This window comes from Chryseobacterium oncorhynchi (genome assembly GCF_002899895.1).
GTDB lineage: Bacteria > Bacteroidota > Bacteroidia > Flavobacteriales > Weeksellaceae > Chryseobacterium > Chryseobacterium oncorhynchi.
The window spans coordinates 94,569-112,731 of sequence record NZ_PPEI02000005.1 but is presented as its reverse complement, the minus strand read 5'-3'; the positions used below and the strand labels follow the sequence as shown (position 1 = coordinate 112,731).

Genomic DNA, 18,163 nt, shown 5'->3' with positions numbered 1-18,163 from the left:
GAACTCGGAAAAGTCCAATTTTTAAAATTAAATGTTTGTCTCGTAAGCGAATCGTGAATGGTCATGTTCTATGAAAAGTTCAGAACTACAATGAATTGACCTTTCATAATTAATTTTGTAAAAATTTCAAAACCTCATATTCTTAGTAAGATGTTTCATGCACTTTCACAGCTCTTCCGCTCGGGTCATTCATTTTTTTGAACGCTTCATCCCATTCCAAAGCAATAGGAGTGGAGCACGCAACGGATGGAACAGAAGGAACCGTAGCTGCAGCTGTTTCACTTGGGAAATGCTCTTCAAAAATGGTTCTGTATCGGTATTCTTCCTTATTCTGTGGCGTGTTCAGCGGGAACCTGAATCTTGCATTCGTCATCATCTCGTCAGAAACCTCTTTCTCTGCAACCTCTTTTAAAGTATCGATCCAAGAGTAGCCTACACCATCTGAAAATTGTTCTTTTTGTCTCCATGCAATAGATGCAGGAAGAAGATCTTCAAAGGCTTTTCTTAGTACCCATTTTTCAATTTTCCCCTCAGGAACATTGATCATTTTGTCTTTTGGGTTAATGGTCATGGCAATATCCATGAATTCCTTGTCTAGGAAAGGAACTCTGCCTTCTATTCCCCAGCTCATTAATGCCTTGTTGGCTCTTAAACAATCATAAAGGTGAAGTTTTCCTAACTTTCTTACTGTTTCATCATGGAATTCCTTAGCGTTAGGCGCTTTGTGGAAGTATAAATAACCTCCGAACAGTTCATCTGAACCCTCTCCGGAAAGTACCATTTTGATTCCCATTGACTTGATTACTCTTGCTAAAAGATACATTGGGGTAGAGGCTCTGATGGTGGTTACATCATAAGTTTCCAAATGATAGATCACATCACGTACAGCATCCAATCCTTCCTGAACAGTAAAGTTTACTTCATGGTGAACAGATCCGATATGCTCTGCTGCTTTTTGGGCAGCAACAAGGTCCGGGGACCCTACCAGTCCTACAGCAAAACTGTGAAGTCTTGGGTACCATGCTTCTTGAGTGTCTCCACTTTCAATTCTCTGTCTTGCAAATTTTGCAGTAATTGCTGAGATAACAGAGGAATCCAAGCCTCCGGAAAGTAATACTCCATAAGGGACATCACTCATCAATTGTCTGTGAACAGCATCTTCAAGACCTTTTCTCAATTTTGAAATATCTGTTTCATTATCTTTTACATGATCAAAGCTGTCCCATTCTCTTGTGTACCATTGTTGTAGTTCACTGCCATCTTTGCTGTAAACTAGATGTCCGGGTAAAAAAGTTTCAATTTTCTTACAAACGCCTTCCAATGCTTTCAATTCAGAAGCTACATAATAGTTTCCGTTCTTATCCCATCCCTGATATAGAGGACAGATTCCCATGTGATCACGGGCAATGAGATAAACGTCTTTTTCAGTGTCATACAAGGAGAATGCGAAAATTCCGTTCAGTTTTTCAACGAAGTCTTTTCCATACTTTTGATAAAGAGCCAGGATTACCTCACAGTCAGATAGTGTCTGAAACTCATAATCAGGAAATTCTTCTTTTAGTTCTCTATGGTTATAGATTTCACCGTTTACGGCTAATACGATCTTTTTATCTTTTGTAAATAGAGGCTGCTTTCCTGAAGTAGGATCTACAATAGCAAGTCTTTCATGAGAGAACACTACTTTTTCATCCTGAAAAACCCCACTCCAATCCGGTCCTCTGTGACGGATCTTTTTTGACATTTCCAAAACCTGGGGTCTTAGTACTTCGGTTTTCTGCTTGGCGTCAAATAGACATACAATTCCACACATATTTTTATTATTTATGAAACAAAAGTATAAGTGTTGTTTATAAATAACAATTAAAAAATACTAATAGTTGATATTTTTAATTAAATAGCTTGTTTCAAAGAAAAATATTAACTATTTTAAGTGATAAGTACGTTTTTTGGTTAATTTTTTTCGTTGGGCTAAAATAAGTGTAACCTCTATACGAAATAAAAATGACATATTTATTAATCTATGGTAATTTATTATATGAATTTTAGTCCTTTCTTTGTGGCTCGAAATAATTTTTTTTCATCATTTGTGTTTTTACCTTCTTGCAATTCTCATGCAAGAAGGTTTTGTTTTTATAGGACCTTTAGTAAAGCTTCTGTAATATTCCATAATCTGACATCTGTGCCTTTTGCGAAACTTTGGCTGTGGGGGCTTATTTCTTCCCTATATGTATCATAGATGAGCGTAATATCATGTTGGCTTGCTGACATGATCTTTCCAGGCTTTAAAAATGAATAGGAGGTGAAATTATAGTTTGTTTGATACCGGTTTGTAACTGATAGCGTCTTTCCATTATAAGAACTGATACAGCATACTTCCTTGGCCTGTGCTGAATACAGGCAGAATAAGAAGATCGCCAAAAAGTTGATTATATTTCTTTTATACATAATGGATGAGGTTGCAGGAGTACTATTTCAATTAATGGAAGTAGCCTTGCTGCATCAAAACGGGTTAATCTATAGAGTTAGTAGAGAATGGGTGTAAAATGTTACACTATATTTTTAATAAATAGTTTAAAAAACAGAAAAAACTACCCTTTAGAGTAGTTTTTATCTTTATATTTTAAAAATGAATTAAGAAATTCTTTCGATCAATGCCATATAGAATCCGTCATATCCTTCACTAGGCATTACCTTATCATCCTTGATCATTTTATAACCCGGATTATTTTTAAGGAATTCCTCTACCTGCTTATTGTTTTCAGATGGTAGAATAGAACATGTCGCATATACCATTTTTCCACCTATTTTCAACATTTTAGAATAATCCTGAAGAATCTGCTGTTGTTCCTTTTTTATTCTGTCGATAAAGTCCTGATCAATCTTCCATTTACTGTCCGGATTTCTTTTCAAAACCCCAAGACCTGAACATGGAGCATCAATCAATAGTCTGTCTGCTTTTTCATGAAGACGTTTAATAACCTTGTTGTCGGAAATCATACGTGTTTCAATATTATGAGCACCAGCTCTTTTTGCACGACGCTTCAATTCTGCCAACTTCCACTCAAAAATATCCAACGCTATAATCTGACCTTTATTTTTCATTAAAGCAGCCAAATGAAGAGTTTTTCCACCTGCTCCTGCACATGCGTCTACAACTCTCTGCCCTTCTTTAACGTCAAGAAAATAACCGATTTTTTGTGAAGAGGCATCCTGAACTTCAAATAATCCCTCTTTAAAAGCGGTAGTAAGGAAAACATTCTTTTTCTCCTCAAGTTGTACTGCATCAGGATAATTTTGGATAGAGAAAGAAACAACTCCCTCGTCCGAAAGATCAGAAATAAGCTCCTTTGTAGTTGTTTTTAAAGAATTCGACCTTAAAACAGTTGGTGCCTGTTCATTTAGGGCAAGCATTTCTCTTTCCCAGTTAGCTCCCAGTTCTTTTTCTAGTGTTTCAGCCAACCAGTCTGGAATAGAATGTTCTATTGCCTTAGTAGGAACTGTATTTTTCTTAAGCTTAGTAAGAATGTCTGCAATCTTAATTCCGTCAAATTCTTCAAACTTTTTATAATTGGTTTTGCTCCAAAGAAGGTAAGCAAGGATAAGTTTATAAATATTGCTGGGTTTTATCCCTTCACCCATATAATACTCAAGGCGTTTTTTCCAACGGATGATATTGTAGAAAATCTCAGAAACAACGGCTCTGTCCTGGCTTCCCCATTTTCTGTTTGCTTTCAAAAGTCTTTCAATAACTTTATCTGCATATTTGTTTTTTTCAAAAAATGTTTCTAGTAAGGCATCGTGAATTCCGATTGCCAAGTTTCTGTGAATAAGTTCCATAAATTTGCTTCGCTGTTTGAATCTGCAAAAATACGAATTTAAGTTGAGAGTTTAGATTTTGTGTTTTAAGGTTATGTTTCCTTTTTCTGATATCTCACCTTTATACTCTTGACTTCAACGTTCAAAAAGCTCTACCTTTGCAAAAAATTAAAATATGAGTGATACAGTACTTTGTCCGAAATGTAGTTCCGAGTTTACCTATCCAAGTGATAACATGATGGTATGCTCTCAGTGCTTCTACGAATGGAATCCTGAGGAAACAGCATCAGAAGCAGCAAGCGAGGGTAAAATATTGGACTCTAACGGAAATGAACTTCAGGATGGTGATTCTGTAGTGGTAGTAAAGGATCTTCCTGTAAAAGGAGCACCTAAACCGGTAAAAGCGGGTACTAAAGTGAAAAATATTCGTTTAAGACCAGGAAGTGATCACAATATCGACTGTAAAATAGATGGTTTTGGAGCAATGGCTTTAAAGTCTGAATTTGTGAAGAAAGCATAAAATAATTTATTTTTAAAGACTGGGCTTGGTGTTAAACTGTAAAGGTCCGTCAATAAAAAAAGGAAAAGATTGGACAGTGTAATCTTTCAATAGACTTAATCGCAAGATTGCTGATGTCCGTCTAGGAGGCAGAAAGAGAATTAACCAAAAATTTCCTTAAGCTGTAGAGATACAAATGTAAGAAAAAGTTTTAGAACCAATTCTTATGTTTGTATTTTTTTTTATCCACAGCATATTGAAAATGTATAAGTTATGTTGATGGGATAGAGTGAAAACTACGAGCCAATACTCCTTTCACAACTTTATCTTTTTAGTATTTTATTCCTAAATAAATGAAACGGTCACAGAGGTATTCAGTTTCTCATCGGTATAGATTATAAGTTCCTTATTTCTTGCTTTAATCTTATTCCAATAATAGTTTCCTGCAAATCTGCTTTCAAGAATTTCTGCCTCAACGCCGGTTTCGGAGATTTTAATCTCTTTAGGATAGTATGTAGGTTTTGAAAGTCCAAAATCAATAATTTCATCTTCACTGAAAATATTTACTTCACCAAATAATTTGGCGACATAGACATTGTAGGGGTTTCGATAGGTTTCTTCAGGGGTGTCATTCTGAATTAATCTTCCATTCTGAAGAATAACAATCTGATCCAGCCACGGCATGATATCCTGAAGTTCGTGAGTGGAAATGATAAGAGATATCTGATGTTGTTTTACATATCTGAAAAGTCTTTCCCTAAGTTCAATTTTTCTTGGGAAATCCAGATTACTAAATGGTTCATCTAAAATAAGAAGTTTGGGTAGTACAGAAAGTGCTCTGGCAATGGCAACTCTTTGTTGTTGACCACCACTTAAGTATTTTGGAAGCACATCAGCAAACTCCAGAAGCCCTACTACTTCCAGAAGCTCCATGACGGTTTTTCTTTTTTGAGCTAAATTGATATTTGAAATAAACTTTCCTACATTTTCGGCAACGGTAGCATAAGGCATCAGGTCAAAATTCTGTGCTACGAACTTCATTTCAGCTTCACCGGGAACAAGATTTCCTTTGGGTCCCAAAAGCTTGTTTCCATTAAAAATTATGTCTCCACTTTCCCAGTTAAGAAGCCCGTAGATTAAACCGAGAAGTGTTGATTTTCCGCATCCGCTTTCTCCTGCCAGGGCAATAATCCTGCCGGCTTCAAACCTTAAATTAAGGTTTTGAAACAGGGGTTTTTCCTTGGTATGAGAGAAAAATAAATTGTTTATTTCTAATAGCATATTACAAATGTAAGGTTTTTATGAAAACACAATTTTTTTTATTATATTAGCGGAAGTAATAAAAATAAATCAAAAATGAGAAAAAAACTGTTTTCGTTAGCTATTCCTGCTTTATTTATTGCTGCTGTAGTGGTTTCTTGTAAAAAAGATAAACCGCTTACCAGTGAAAGTAATGAGGTGACGACTACCAAGAATGGTAGCCAGTACACTTTGGATACACTAAACAGTAAGGTTGAATGGAAAGGATATAAAGTATTTAAATCTGAGAATACGAGCCATTTTGGAAATATTAAATTCGAAAGTGGAGATGTTACGGTGAAGGATGGAAAGCTTGAAAGCGGTAAATTTGTTGCTGATATGAACTCATTAACTTCTTTGGACTTAAAAGACAGTCCTGAAGATATGGGGAAATTAAACGGTCATCTTAAGAGTGGTGATTTCTTTGAAGTTGAAAAATTTCCAACAGCTTCTTTTGAAATTACAAAGGTTACTCCTACTACTGAAGGTGATTATAATACTCTTTTGGATGGTAATTTAACAATTAAAGGAATTACCAAGCCTGTTCAGTTTAAAGCGAATGTTTCTGTGAACAATGGAGAAGTAAGTGTTGCTACTGAGCCTAAGGATATCAAGAGAGAAGAGTTTGGGGTAAAGTTCCAGGCTCCTGCTGAAAACGGTGTGATTAAGGATGAGGTTACTCTTCAGATCAGCGTTAAAGCTTTAGAAAAGAAATAATTTTTTTATTTAAGTGAAATAAGTGATTGAAGTCTGCCTCCCGAAAAAGAGGCAGATTTTTTTATGACTGACTTATTATTAAACTTAAAAGTCGTATTTTTGCAAAACATTTTGAAAGGGTAAAATAATGATAGAAAAGATAGAAGAACTACTGATCGAAGTAAACGGCTTCAATACTGCATCTAAAGAGGAAATCGAAAATTTCCGAATCAAGTATAATGGTAAGAAAGGAGTTCTAAATGATTTTTACGAAACATTAAAAGAAGTTCCTAACGACCAGAAGAAAGAATTCGGACAAAAGATTAACTCCTTGAAACAGGCTGTTGCAGGGAAATTAGAAGATTTGAAAAATTCTTCTGAGTCTTCTATTGTTGTAGAAAAAGAAGATCTTACAAGACCTGCTTTTCCGTTGGAATTGGGGTCCAGACATCCGATCAATCTGGTTAAAAACAGAATTATTGAAATCTTCAAATCTATTGGCTTTGCGGTAGCAGATGGTCCTGAGATTGAAGATGACTGGCATAACTTTACAGCATTGAATCTTCCGGAATACCACCCGGCAAGAGATATGCAGGATACTTTCTTTATTGAACAAAATCCGGATATTCTTTTGAGAACGCATACTTCTTCTGTACAAACCCGTTATATGGAAGAAAACCAGCCGCCAATCAGAATTTTATCTCCGGGAAGAGTATTCAGAAATGAAGCAATCTCTTCACGTTCTCACTGTATTTTCCACCAAATAGAGGGATTATATATTGATGAAAATGTAAGTTTTGCAGATTTAAAGCAAACGATCCAGTTCTTCACCACTGAGCTTTTCGGAAAATCCAAGATCAGAATGAGACCATCTTATTTCCCGTTCACTGAGCCAAGTGCTGAGATTGATGTATACTGGGGATTAAACTCTGAAACAGATTACAGAATTACAAAAGGTACAGGTTGGTTAGAAATCATGGGTTGTGGAATGGTAGATCCTGCTGTATTGAAAAATGTAAATATTGACTCTGAGAAATATTCAGGATATGCATTCGGAATGGGTATTGAAAGAATTACAATGCTTCTTTACCAAATGAGTGATATCAGAATGTTCTTTGAAAACGATATCAGAACCTTGGAGCAATTCAAGACATTATAAAAAATCAAACCTCCGGAGCTCCGGAGGTTTTTGTTTTTAATTACTGACCTAAGAAACAAAACGTAATTAAAAACTGATCTTATTGAAAAATTTACACGTGTCTGTTTCTTATGCCCCTACTTCCCTCAATGAAGTATTGACACGCTGCAGCTCTTTATCTGCCTCTATAATAAAGACAACTGGTGTTCAGGATGTATTACATTGGAAAATAAAAAAAGCCTGTAAAATTTACAGACTTGATATTTAAAAACTAAATGTTTGTTATTTACTAAACTTTAAAGGATACTTTACATTTTTATAATCATCAATACTAGCCTTTAAGGAACCAACAGCCAGTTCTGCCTTTAAAAGTAAAGGGATATGATTGGCATCATTGGAAACCCACATCGTTACTCCTTCTTTTTCCTTAAATACTCGTCCGCTTTTCACAGACGGAATAATTTTTAGGCTACTGATGGTTCCGAACTTGGTTTTCAGATTTTCAATTCCTGTTACCTTTAGCTGAAAAGGGAACATTTCATCATCAATCCATACATTCATATTGATAATGGTTCCTACTTTCAATTCATCAGAGCTTTTGCTTCGCAGATAATAGAAACATGAAAGCATATCCTGAACTCCTTTCACCGATTTTATTACCTTAGAGCCATTGGCAGGGGTCTTTTTATCCGTTAAGATCAATGTGTTATTATCATGATTAAAAGCTGTCTCAAGGTGCTGACGATAGCTTCCCTCGCGTACATTTCTTACATAGAAACTTGGTAATCCCGTTTCTGTATTGATGAAACTTTCATATAGGTCTTCTACTTTGAAGAAAGCCTTTACGGCACCTGTAGTTTCCCCTGTACCTTTTACATATAAGTGGGGTATCCCTTTGTAGGTAGTCTTTTTAGTGGTAAGGTTAGCGGTTCCGGCATTCAGGAAGCCATAATGGATCCTGAGAGTGATGGATTCGCCGTCTGCGATGTTATCAATCTGGGCAGAGCCTAAAAAGAATATAAGTACTGCAAAAAGGGTTAAAATTTTCTTCATAATAAGACATTTACAAAAACATTGCCAAATTTAATATCTTAAATGATAGATATTTGACAAATCTCAGGTTTTTATTTAGAATCAATTAAATATGCTTCGCATTAAAATTAGTAAATTTGCAGTTACATGTATAATTAAATTATCTAAATTATGATAACCACTGATATATTGATCATAGGTGCAGGTCCTACAGGACTTTTTGCAGTTTTTGAAGCTGGTCTTTTAAAAATGAAGTGTCACATTATTGATGCACTTCCACAGCCGGGAGGGCAATTGGCTGAACTTTATCCGAAAAAGCCTATTTTCGATATTCCAGGGTATCCTTCGGTGAATGCTGGAGAATTGGTGGATAATTTGATGGAGCAGATCAAGCAGTTCCAACCTGGGTTTACTTTAGGGGAAACCGCTGTTTCTTATACAAAGGTTGATGATGAGTGGTTTGAGGTGATTACAAATAAAGGAACAGTTCACAGATGTAAGGCTATTGCTATTGCAGGAGGATTGGGAACTTTTGAACCTAGAAAACCTACTTTTGATAATGTAGCTGATTATGAGGAAAAAGGGCTGGAATACTTCGTTAAAGAACCTGAACATTTCAGAAATAAAAGAGTTGTTATTGCCGGAGGTGGAGATTCTGCATTAGACTGGAGTGTTTTCCTTTCCAATGTTGCAAGTGAAGTGACTTTGATTCACAGAAGAAATGAGTTCAGAGGAGCTTTGGATTCTGTAGAGAAAGTTCAGGAGCTGAAAAATCAAGGGAAAATTAAATTAATTACTCCTGCAGAAGTTACCGGTATCAAGGGTGACGGAAAAGTAGAAGCAATTACTGTACAGAAAGATGGTGAAGATGCTTACGAAATTGAAACTGATTATTTCATTCCGTTATTCGGGTTGACTCCAAAATTGGGTGAGATCGGAAACTGGGGATTAAATATCGAGAAAAATGCAATCGTAGTAAACAACGCTCTTGATTACCAGACAAATATTGATGGTATTTACGCTATTGGAGATATCAATACATATCCTGGAAAACTGAAGTTGATTCTTTGTGGTTTCCACGAGGCTACTTTGATGTGTCAGAGTGTATACAACAGACTTAATCCGGGTAAAAAATTCGTATTAAAATATACAACAGTAAGTGGAGTAGACGGGTTCGATGGAAGCCGTAAGGAAGCAGAGAAGGCTGTTGTGAAAAAAATTGACTAATTTTGCAGAATTATGTCAGACGTTAATATTAAAATCACCGATAGAGAAGGTGTAATTCATGATGTTGTAGCTCCAACGGATATGTCCATGAACTTAATGGAGATCATTCGTGCTTATGAATTGGCTGAAGAAGGTACTATTGGTGTATGTGGAGGAATGGCGATGTGTGCTTCCTGCCAGGTGTATGTAATTAATGACCCAGGGCTAGAGTCGATGGGAGATGAAGAAGATGCTATGCTTGCTGAAGCTTTCCACGTGAAAGATAATAGCAGATTGGGATGTCAGTTACATATTGCCGATGCAATGGAAGGACTTGAAGTGGAAATTGCTCCTTATCCTTAGAAATATTTTTTAATCTTAATAAGAAACCCGTCCGGAAAATCCGGACGGGTTTTACTTTGTATTGTAGCTCCTATTGATATTAAAATAGTATAGAATTTAAACTTCTTCCTTAGAAATCCATTTTCCAACGGTAGGAGCCTCGTAATTTTTCATCTTTTCAAGAAGGTCGTCAATATTCTCACTAATCAGAAGCATATCCCTATTCACTTGCTTTAAGAATCCTTTATCCACCATATTTTGAACCAGATTGATTAGATCATCATAAAATCCATCAATATTTAAAATCCCGATTGGTTTTTTGTGAAGACCAAGTTGCGCCCATGTGATCATTTCAAAAAATTCCTCCAATGTTCCATAGCCGCCCGGAAGAACGATAACGCCATCACATAGATCATTCATTTTCGTTTTTCTTTCGTGCATGGTTTCCACGAGGATAAGTTCGGTCAGGTTTTTATGGGCAATTTCCTTGGATTGTAAAAAGTGGGGGAGTACTCCGGTTACTTTTCCGTTTTCACTTAAGGTTCCATCTGCTACGGCTCCCATCAGACCTACATCTGCACCGCCATAAATAAGCTGTATATTTTGTTTTGCTAAGGTTTGTCCCAGCAGAAATGCCTGTTCTTTGTAAATATTGTGCGAGCCAAAACTTGAGCCGCAGAATACGGTAATACTCTTCATAATTTATATGTTTTTTTTAAGACCAAATAAGATAAGAAAATATGCCTAGTTTTTTTATATGTTATGTATTTTTAATCTATCTGTCCTTATTTGGTTAATATAAAGTCTGTAGGTTTAAATTAAAAATATCCAAAATCAAAAGACTTTGGATATTCAATATAGTTATTTTAATGTTCTATTTCTGAGGAATATTTGCTAAAATATCCTTTAAGAAGCTCCAGAATTTCTGAGCAGACGGGATATTTGCCTTTTCGTCAGGAGAGTGTGCTCCTCTGATGGTTGGTCCAAAACTTACCATTTCCATCTCAGGATAATTAGCTCCGATGATACCACATTCAAGTCCTGCATGACAAGCTACTACATGAGGTTTCTCATTAAACTTCTCTGTATAGATTTTTTCCATAACCTGTACAATTTCAGAGCCTGGTTTTGGTTTCCATCCTGGGTAAGAACCACTGAATACTACATTCATTCCTGCTAATTCTGCTACAGATTTTAATTGCTCTGCTGTAGAATATTTAGAAGAATCTACGGATGATCTTGTAAGGTTTAAGATTTTAAGTTCACCACCTTTTAATTCAACTCTTGCTACGTTGTTGGAAGCTTCCACAAGGTTGGCTACATCCGGGCTCATTCTGTAAACCCCGTTGTGAAGAGCTTTTAATGTAAGAATGATTTTCTTAGAATCTATTTCAGATACAGCTTTATCAGAAGATGTAGAGGTTTCGATATTGATCTGGATTCCTGGTTCTACAGAAGCAAATTCTTCTAGAATTTCTTTTTTAAGAATGGTCGCTGCTTCAATAAATTCACCTGCATTTCTTACTGAAACAACAGCTGCTCCTTCTCTAGGAATAGCATTTCTTAATCCTCCACCGTCAATAGAAACAATTTCAAGATTTTGTTTTTCCAATCCAACGTAAAGAAGTCTTCCAAGGATAATATTTGAATTTCCAAAACCTTTATGGATGTCCATTCCGGAGTGACCACCTTGTAAACCTTTAACTTCAAGTCTTACAATTTGTCCTTTTGGAGCTTCTACAGCATAATTTTGAGTGATGGTAACATCTACACCTCCGGCACAACCTATGTCAATCTCGTCATCTTCTTCCGTATCAAGGTTTAATAGAATTTCTCCTGTAAGCTGTCCTGGTTTTAAACCTATAGCTCCAGTCATTCCTGTTTCTTCATCAATAGTGAATAAAGCTTCCAATGCGGGGTGTGGAATATCTGAACTTTCAAGGATAGACATAATGGTAGCTACTCCTAAACCGTTATCAGCTCCCAGAGTTGTTCCTTTTGCCTTTACCCAGTCACCATCAATTTCCATTTTGATCCCTTCTGTTTCAAAATCGAAATTAACGTCATTGTTTTTCTGGCAAACCATATCCAGGTGAGACTGAAGTACGATAGACTTACGGTTTTCCATTCCTGCCGTAGCCGGTTTTTTAATAATTACGTTTCCTACTTCATCTACAGTAGTTTCCAATCCTAGATTTTCACCAAACCCCTTGATGAAAGCAATTACTTTTTCCTCTTTTTTTGATGGTCTTGGAACTGCGTTTAATTTGGAGAAGTTTTTCCAGATTATCTGCGGTTCTATATTAGATAATTCCATTGAAATTTATTTTTCTCAAATTTACGAAATAAAAAATGCTTCTGTGAAATACAGAAGCATTTTTGTATGGGTTTGGAGGGCAAAACGGAAAAATAACGAATCGGCTAATCCGCTTTTTTATCCCTTTGTCTTTTTTGTAATGTCACTTATTAACATCCACACTCTCCGTAGATCGGTGTTGTAATGACTGATCCGTCAGGTTTTTCAATGGTAAGAGTACCTTCAAATAGAAGTGCCTCTTCACCTTTGATCTTTTTACCTTTTACAGAGATTTTGTAATCATTACTTTCTATTTCTTTGGTAAGTTCTTCATCCACTTCCATGTCACTTGAAGAAATAAGGTTCATCGCCAGTCTTTTACCATCCAGTTTCATGTAGGCCGTTTTACCAGCATCATCAGCATAGATGTATTTTTCAGCTTCGAAATCAGCTTTGTTTCTTGCAAAATAGCATGAACATTCCTTGATTTCTTCTGGAAATGGAATGTTTTCAATTAAGATTTTTCCTGATGAAATATTAGCAGCAGTAGAATCCTTAACGATGTTTGCAGAATCTATCGGAGTAGAACCGGAAACTGTTTCTTTATCTTTTTTACAAGCTACCAATAGAAGTGCAGAAAAGAAAATGATTAGGTGTTTCATGTGTTTGTGATTTTATTTTTAGCCTCTTGCTCTTTCAAGAAGAGTCATCATTAATAATGAAAGGATTACTAAGCTTTCTTCCTCGTCGTCAATATCAATTAATCTATCCAATTGAAATCTTCTTCCAAAGAATGAAGGCATTTTTTTCAGTTTGAAGTAAGCTTTTCCGTCAATACCTGTTACAGTATAAGATGGGTTAAGAAAATATCCTGTAAACATTCCGATGATAGGAAGTTCACCTACGAAGCTATCCCAGAATCTTACCCATGCATTGTCTTCTTGTACCTTAAATTTAGGCTGGTCATTAGCATCCAGAATATCATAGCTTGATTTCCAAAGAGAACGCATTCCTTTTCTTGCCAATCTACCATAATTTTTATTGTCAACAATGTCATTCAAAGAATAAGATGCATTGAAGTCAATCCATTTATTAGCTCTGATTCTAAAAAGTTCCTTAGTTTTACTCTCGTCATTGAAAACAACAACATCCTCTTTCAGCTTGAACATTTTCTGACGTACATACGCTACATAATTCCCATTTTTATCCGTAATGTTGAAGTCACTTGCCAGTGTAGAAATTTTGAATTTAAAATCCAGAGGATAGTTTAAATTTTTAAGTACCATGTTAGTTTATTTTTTTCATATTTAAGGCGCAAAGATAGCTGTTTTTTTAGAGTTATGGAAGATAAGGATATTATGTTAAAATAATAAAAGATCATAATGAGACATTGTGTGAAACTAGATATTAAAAACAAATGATGAAAGATTCAAGAATAGAACTTCCTTTAATTTTTAATCTGAAGAGTGAATTCTGATTTTTTTACTGAAAAATGATAAGCAAAGTGAATTAACTATAATTATTTTCTATTTTAGAATTCAAAATATCCCTATTTATCCCCAAAATAGCGATCTATAATTTGCCATTTTTCCTCAAATAATCCTTATTTTTGTAGCTATGGATTACCCAAGTAAAGTTTTGGCAAAGGCAGTTGATGAGATTTCGGGCTTGCCTGGAATTGGAAGAAAAACAGCTTTAAGATTAGCATTACATTTATTGAAGCAACCCAGCTCCAGAGCAGTAAGTCTTGGAAGTTCATTGATTAATCTTGTTAACGAAATAAAATACTGTAAAGAATGTCATAATTTCTCTGATTTTGAGATCTGCGAAATCTGCAGTAATGAAAAAAGAAACGGTGAACTTATTTGTATTGTTGAAGACGTACGTGACGTTATTGCCATTGAAAATACAGGGAAATATACAGGGAAATATCTTATTCTGGGCGGGAAAATTTCACCAATGGAAGGAATAGGGCCCAGCCAGTTGAACATTCCAAGTATTGAAAGAAAACTCAATGATGGTAAGGTAAAGGAATTTATTTTTGCATTGAGTGCTACGATGGAGGGAGATACAACAGCTTATTATATCTATAAAAAATTTAAAAATTTTAAGGTGAACTTTTCAAGTATTGCCAGGGGAATCTCAGTAGGTGATGAACTTGAATATGCCGATGAAATTTCATTAGGAAGATCCATCATCAATAGATTGCCATATAACGAAAAGGATTAATATGAAGTTGTCAATTATTATTGTTAACTATAACGTTACCCAATTACTCAGGAACTGCCTTTTATCTATTCAGAAATATGTAGAAAAGGTAGAATATGAAGTGATTGTAATTGATAATGCTTCTACAGACAGCTCTTGGGGTGATCTTATCCCCGAATTTCCGAGTGTACAATTTATATCTTCAAAAAGTAATGGTGGTTTTTCAAAAGCAAATAACCAGGCAATACAAGAAGCGAAAGGAGAATATCTGTTGCTTTTAAACCCAGATACAGAATTAGAGGGTTTTTATATGAAAGAACTTCTGGATTTTGCTGATGCCGAGCCTGAATTTGGATGCCTTGGCGTAAGAATGCATGATGCAGAAGGAAATTTCCTGCCCGAAAGTAAACGTTCTGTACCGGATATGTTCAATTCCTTTGAAAAGTTATTTACCAATTTAAAAAACAATAACTCCAAATCCTATTATAGAAACGATATAGAGGAAAATGAGATTTCAGAAGTAGAAGTAATTACAGGTGCTTTTTTACTGATAAAAAAAGATATTTACAAAAATATCGGCGGCTTGGATGAATCCTATTTTATGTATGGAGAAGATATTGATCTTTGCTACACCTTGCTAAGAAAAGGATATAAGAACTATTATTACGGAAAGGTTTCCATTCTTCATTATAAAGGAGAAAGTACGATAAAGAATGATTTTTACCTGAAACGTTTTTATGGAGCTATGCAGATCTTTATTGATAAGTATTATAAAGATACTAAGCCTATGCAATATTCCTTTCTAAAGGCAGGTTTAAAGCTTCGCTATCAGATTGAGAAAATCAAGTTGAAATAAAGAACTTTAATTTTTCTTTACATTAAATAAGGTCAATACTACCCAATAAAAAAGCAACTCACATTGAGTTGCTTTTGTTATATGTAGACAAATAATCTTCTTATTTTGCCGGTGTAGCTGGTGCTTGAGCCGGTGTAGCTGTTTTAGAAGAAGCAGGAGCCGATTGCTTAGCCGGAGCTTCTTTCTTTACTGGTTGTTGTCCCGGAGCCACTTGTGATGGTTTTCCAGTAATAACAACGCTTAAAAGGATAAGAACGATGATAGTTCCGCCTAGAGTCCATGTTGCTTTTTCCATGAAATCATTGGTTCTCTGTACTCCAAACTGAGCAGGTGATGCCCCTCCGAAAGTACTGGAAAGACCTCCACCTTTTGGGTTTTGAGCCATAACAATAATCACCAATAAAACACTGGCAACCATAATAAGAACCATCAATAGTGTAAATATAGTATCCATTAATTCTGATATCTTTTTGAATGGGCAAATTTAATGTTTTTTTACTGAATGACAAAAAAAGATGTTGGTAAATGTGGATCAACTGCGAAAAATTAAAAATAAAATAATGATTTTACGCTTAAAATAGGTAGACAGACTCATTAGAGTATCAGAAATTCCACAAAAATTATTTTTATGAAGATGTAGTTGGTGTTTCAAAAGACATTAAAATCTGAAAAAGAATCAACCAATAAAAAAGACTATCCCAAGAGTGAGATAGCCTTTTTTCTATAAAAATGATTTATTTTATTTAAAATCAGAATCCTTAGCCTGATTCAGCTGATAAGATTGTACTGCCAGATTAATATCCATTCCACTCATGTTCTGGATAATGGTAAATGGAAGTTTTACACCGGATACATCCTTATAGTCGGCAAAGCTTGTAGGAATAGAACCTCCTTCACCGGCTTTTATTTCACCTGTTTTCAAACCTGTCTTTACACTGTAATAATAGGTTTGTTTTGACCCTTTTACAACATAAGAATCCTCATTATTGTATTTTTCAATACCGGCTAGTTTTAAATCTGTTTTTTTTGCAAAATTAAGTTCCGGGAAAGGTTCTGATTCAGCCATCAAAGATTTTTGCTGCTCATTCAGCGGAATTTTTTGCCCCTGTGCTTCTGCATATCCATCTTTACCATCAAAAACGATCTTCTGAAGAGTATTACCCATCATTTTCATTTCCATCATCATTTTTCCTCCTTTTCCCTCAATCAGTTTTATGCTCATATCCATTCCCTGTACTTTGGTAGTGGCATCAGCAGTAACGGAGGTTACTTTTTGAACGGCTGCCAATCCTCCAACAGCATTGATGTATTTATCCACTACAGAACCAATTGTTACATTGGCATCCACCTTTTGTGCTGTCGGTTTTGAAACAGGATTTGCTTCCTTATCAAAGTATTTTACAGGATAACCTAATTTTTCAAGCCCTTCAGCGATATCAGAAGCTTTACCGGCAACGAAGATTCTACTCTGGTTAGGCAAGATGGTTGCTTTTACTGCGTTAGATACATCTGCTGCAGTTACCTTGTCAATAGATTTTAAATAGTTGGTATAGAAATCTGCCGGAAGATCCTGAACCTTTTGATCCAAAGCAAACTTGGCAACGATTCCTGGTTTTTCCAGAGACATAATGAACGCTCCTTTTAGTCTTGCTTTAGCATTTTCAAGTTCTTCAGGTTTTACCGTAGAAATAGCGTTAAGTTCATTCATTAATTCCTTAATGGCCTTATCTGTGACTTCATTTCTTACACTTGTTTCAGCAGAAAAATTAGGAGAATATTTACTCGGCTGCATACTAGAATAAGCACCATATGTAAATCCGTTTTTCTCTCTAAGGTTCATGAAAAGTCTGGCTTCACCACCACCGCCTAAAATATAATTGGCAATAGTTGCAGGGAAGTAGTTCGGATCTTTCATTGTAAGAGTATTCAGGTTTCCTACTTCTAATACAGATTGTACAGCAGACGGAACATCCACTACGTTAATCTCTGTCTTAGAAACATTGGAGGCAGGCTCTAAAGCAGCAAACTTCGTATTTGATTTCTTCCAGTTTCCAAAGGATTTTTCAACCAAAGGTTTGATCTGATCAAATTTTACATCTCCTACAATTACTAAATAAGCATTTTCCGGAGCGTAGTATTTATTGTAAATATTCTGGATATCTGCCAATTGGATCTTGCTGATGGACTCTACCGTTTCAAACTCTCCTCTTGAAGTGTTTTTGCCATATTTCAAAGCATTGGATACTCTTTCAGCAATAGAAGATGCATTTTTCTCGTCAGCTTTTAGGCCTTCAATAGTTCTTTCTTTCGCATTTTGAAGCTCTTCGGCAGAGAATTTTGGGTTTACAATAGCATCTGCCATCAGCCCCAATACTTCAGGGAAATATTTTGACAGAGAGTTGGAAGAAGCGCCATTAGAGGAAAAACTTAGATTGGCTCCTAAAAAGTCAACCTTTTTATTAAACTCATCCTTACTAAGATTTGTAGTACCATTATCAAGCTGTTCCGCCATAATCTGGCTTACTCCGGCTATATTTCCTTCATAGTACGGAGGTCTGTCCATGGTAAGAGTGGTATTTACCCTTGGTAGTTTATTGTTTTCAACAACCATTACAGTAAGTCCGTTGCTTAGCTGAAAGGTTTTTGGTTTAGCAATGTTAACGGCAGGAGTAGGTCCCGGTTTTGGCATTGCATTAATATCTATTTTTTGTGCGGAAAGCATTCCTGCAAATAAAAATGCCGCTGCTATATAGGTGAATTGCTTTTTCATGGGTA

General features: G+C 35.6%; 18 protein-coding genes. 7 read left to right on the top strand and 11 right to left on the bottom strand.

Annotated elements, in window-relative coordinates; genetic code table 11:
* Positions 1 to 142 precede the first annotated feature (142 nt).
* The 3 genes from asnB to C1638_RS16320 form a co-directional block, all read right to left on the bottom strand.
* Entirely contained in the window at positions 143 to 1,810 is a 1,668-nt protein-coding gene (gene asnB, locus C1638_RS16330; RefSeq protein WP_109622734.1) for an asparagine synthase B, read from the bottom strand.
* Positions 1,811 to 2,130: 320 nt separating this feature from the next.
* Positions 2,131 to 2,445 carry a hypothetical protein gene (locus tag C1638_RS16325; RefSeq protein ID WP_109622732.1) on the bottom strand — a complete coding sequence of 105 codons (315 nt, stop codon included), beginning with the start codon at positions 2,443 to 2,445 and terminating at the stop codon, positions 2,131 to 2,133.
* A gap of 186 nt (positions 2,446 to 2,631) precedes the next feature.
* Positions 2,632 to 3,837: an RsmB/NOP family class I SAM-dependent RNA methyltransferase gene (locus C1638_RS16320; protein WP_109622730.1), complete on the bottom strand. Its 1,206-nt coding sequence runs from the start codon at positions 3,835 to 3,837 to the stop codon at positions 2,632 to 2,634.
* Between the two features lie 154 nt (positions 3,838 to 3,991).
* On the opposite strand from C1638_RS16320, the gene C1638_RS16315 reads away from it, so the two are divergent.
* Positions 3,992 to 4,336, top strand: coding sequence for a zinc ribbon domain-containing protein YjdM (locus C1638_RS16315; RefSeq protein WP_109622728.1), 345 nt, complete (start codon positions 3,992 to 3,994; stop codon positions 4,334 to 4,336).
* A gap of 324 nt (positions 4,337 to 4,660) precedes the next feature.
* On the opposite strand, the gene C1638_RS16310 is transcribed toward C1638_RS16315, so the two are convergent.
* Positions 4,661 to 5,596 carry a sulfate/molybdate ABC transporter ATP-binding protein gene (locus C1638_RS16310; RefSeq protein WP_109622726.1) on the bottom strand — a complete coding sequence of 312 codons (936 nt, stop codon included), beginning with the start codon at positions 5,594 to 5,596 and terminating at the stop codon, positions 4,661 to 4,663.
* Positions 5,597 to 5,671: 75 nt separating this feature from the next.
* Here C1638_RS16310 and C1638_RS16305 point away from each other — a divergent pair, with 75 nt between their 5' ends.
* A complete protein-coding gene (locus tag C1638_RS16305; RefSeq protein WP_109622724.1) occupies positions 5,672 to 6,331 on the top strand; it encodes a YceI family protein in 660 nt (219 codons plus the stop codon).
* Positions 6,332 to 6,458: 127 nt separating this feature from the next.
* Positions 6,459 to 7,469: a phenylalanine--tRNA ligase subunit alpha gene (gene pheS, locus C1638_RS16300; protein WP_109622723.1), complete on the top strand. Its 1,011-nt coding sequence runs from the start codon at positions 6,459 to 6,461 to the stop codon at positions 7,467 to 7,469.
* 261 nt (positions 7,470 to 7,730) lie between these two features.
* Here pheS and C1638_RS16295 read toward each other — a convergent pair whose 3' ends face one another.
* Complete coding sequence (locus C1638_RS16295) at positions 7,731 to 8,501, bottom strand: DUF3108 domain-containing protein (protein ID WP_109622721.1); 771 nt, start codon at positions 8,499 to 8,501, stop codon at positions 7,731 to 7,733.
* 150 nt (positions 8,502 to 8,651) lie between these two features.
* Here C1638_RS16295 and C1638_RS16290 point away from each other — a divergent pair, with 150 nt between their 5' ends.
* The gene (locus C1638_RS16290; RefSeq protein WP_109622718.1) at positions 8,652 to 9,707 is read left to right on the top strand and encodes an NAD(P)/FAD-dependent oxidoreductase; all 1,056 of its coding nucleotides are present in this window, start codon (positions 8,652 to 8,654) and stop codon (positions 9,705 to 9,707) included.
* Positions 9,708 to 9,719: 12 nt separating this feature from the next.
* Complete coding sequence (locus tag C1638_RS16285; protein ID WP_109622716.1) at positions 9,720 to 10,049, top strand: 2Fe-2S iron-sulfur cluster-binding family protein; 330 nt, start codon at positions 9,720 to 9,722, stop codon at positions 10,047 to 10,049.
* Positions 10,050 to 10,145: 96 nt separating this feature from the next.
* Here the strand turns inward: C1638_RS16285 and C1638_RS16280 are convergent, their stop codons facing one another.
* The 4 genes from C1638_RS16280 to C1638_RS16265 all read right to left on the bottom strand — a co-directional run bounded on the left by C1638_RS16280 (position 10,146) and on the right by C1638_RS16265 (position 13,610).
* Complete coding sequence (locus C1638_RS16280) at positions 10,146 to 10,727, bottom strand: LOG family protein (RefSeq protein ID WP_109622714.1); 582 nt, start codon at positions 10,725 to 10,727, stop codon at positions 10,146 to 10,148.
* 175 nt (positions 10,728 to 10,902) lie between these two features.
* Positions 10,903 to 12,345, bottom strand: coding sequence for an aminoacyl-histidine dipeptidase (locus C1638_RS16275; protein WP_109622712.1), 1,443 nt, complete (start codon positions 12,343 to 12,345; stop codon positions 10,903 to 10,905).
* Positions 12,346 to 12,494: 149 nt separating this feature from the next.
* Positions 12,495 to 12,986, bottom strand: a complete 492-nt coding sequence (locus C1638_RS16270; protein ID WP_109622710.1) for a hypothetical protein — start codon at positions 12,984 to 12,986, stop codon at positions 12,495 to 12,497.
* A gap of 18 nt (positions 12,987 to 13,004) precedes the next feature.
* Complete coding sequence (locus C1638_RS16265; RefSeq protein ID WP_076356553.1) at positions 13,005 to 13,610, bottom strand: LURP-one-related/scramblase family protein; 606 nt, start codon at positions 13,608 to 13,610, stop codon at positions 13,005 to 13,007.
* Between the two features lie 331 nt (positions 13,611 to 13,941).
* Between C1638_RS16265 and recR the strand changes: the two genes are divergently transcribed.
* Together recR and C1638_RS16255 are read left to right on the top strand one after the other, a co-directional pair.
* Complete coding sequence (gene recR / locus C1638_RS16260) at positions 13,942 to 14,553, top strand: recombination mediator RecR (RefSeq protein WP_109622708.1); 612 nt, start codon at positions 13,942 to 13,944, stop codon at positions 14,551 to 14,553.
* A complete protein-coding gene (locus tag C1638_RS16255; RefSeq protein ID WP_109622706.1) occupies positions 14,549 to 15,388 on the top strand; it encodes a glycosyltransferase family 2 protein in 840 nt (279 codons plus the stop codon). The genes recR and C1638_RS16255 overlap by 5 nt, the downstream gene beginning before the upstream one ends.
* Before the next feature lie 100 nt (positions 15,389 to 15,488).
* Here C1638_RS16255 and secG read toward each other — a convergent pair whose 3' ends face one another.
* Positions 15,489 to 15,842 (bottom strand): preprotein translocase subunit SecG, encoded by a 354-nt coding sequence (gene secG, locus C1638_RS16250; protein WP_109622704.1) that lies wholly within the window; start codon positions 15,840 to 15,842, stop codon positions 15,489 to 15,491.
* A 285-nt stretch (positions 15,843 to 16,127) separates the two neighbouring features.
* Positions 16,128 to 18,158: a M16 family metallopeptidase gene (locus tag C1638_RS16245; protein WP_109622702.1), complete on the bottom strand. Its 2,031-nt coding sequence runs from the start codon at positions 18,156 to 18,158 to the stop codon at positions 16,128 to 16,130.
* Positions 18,159 to 18,163: the final 5 nt, after the last annotated feature.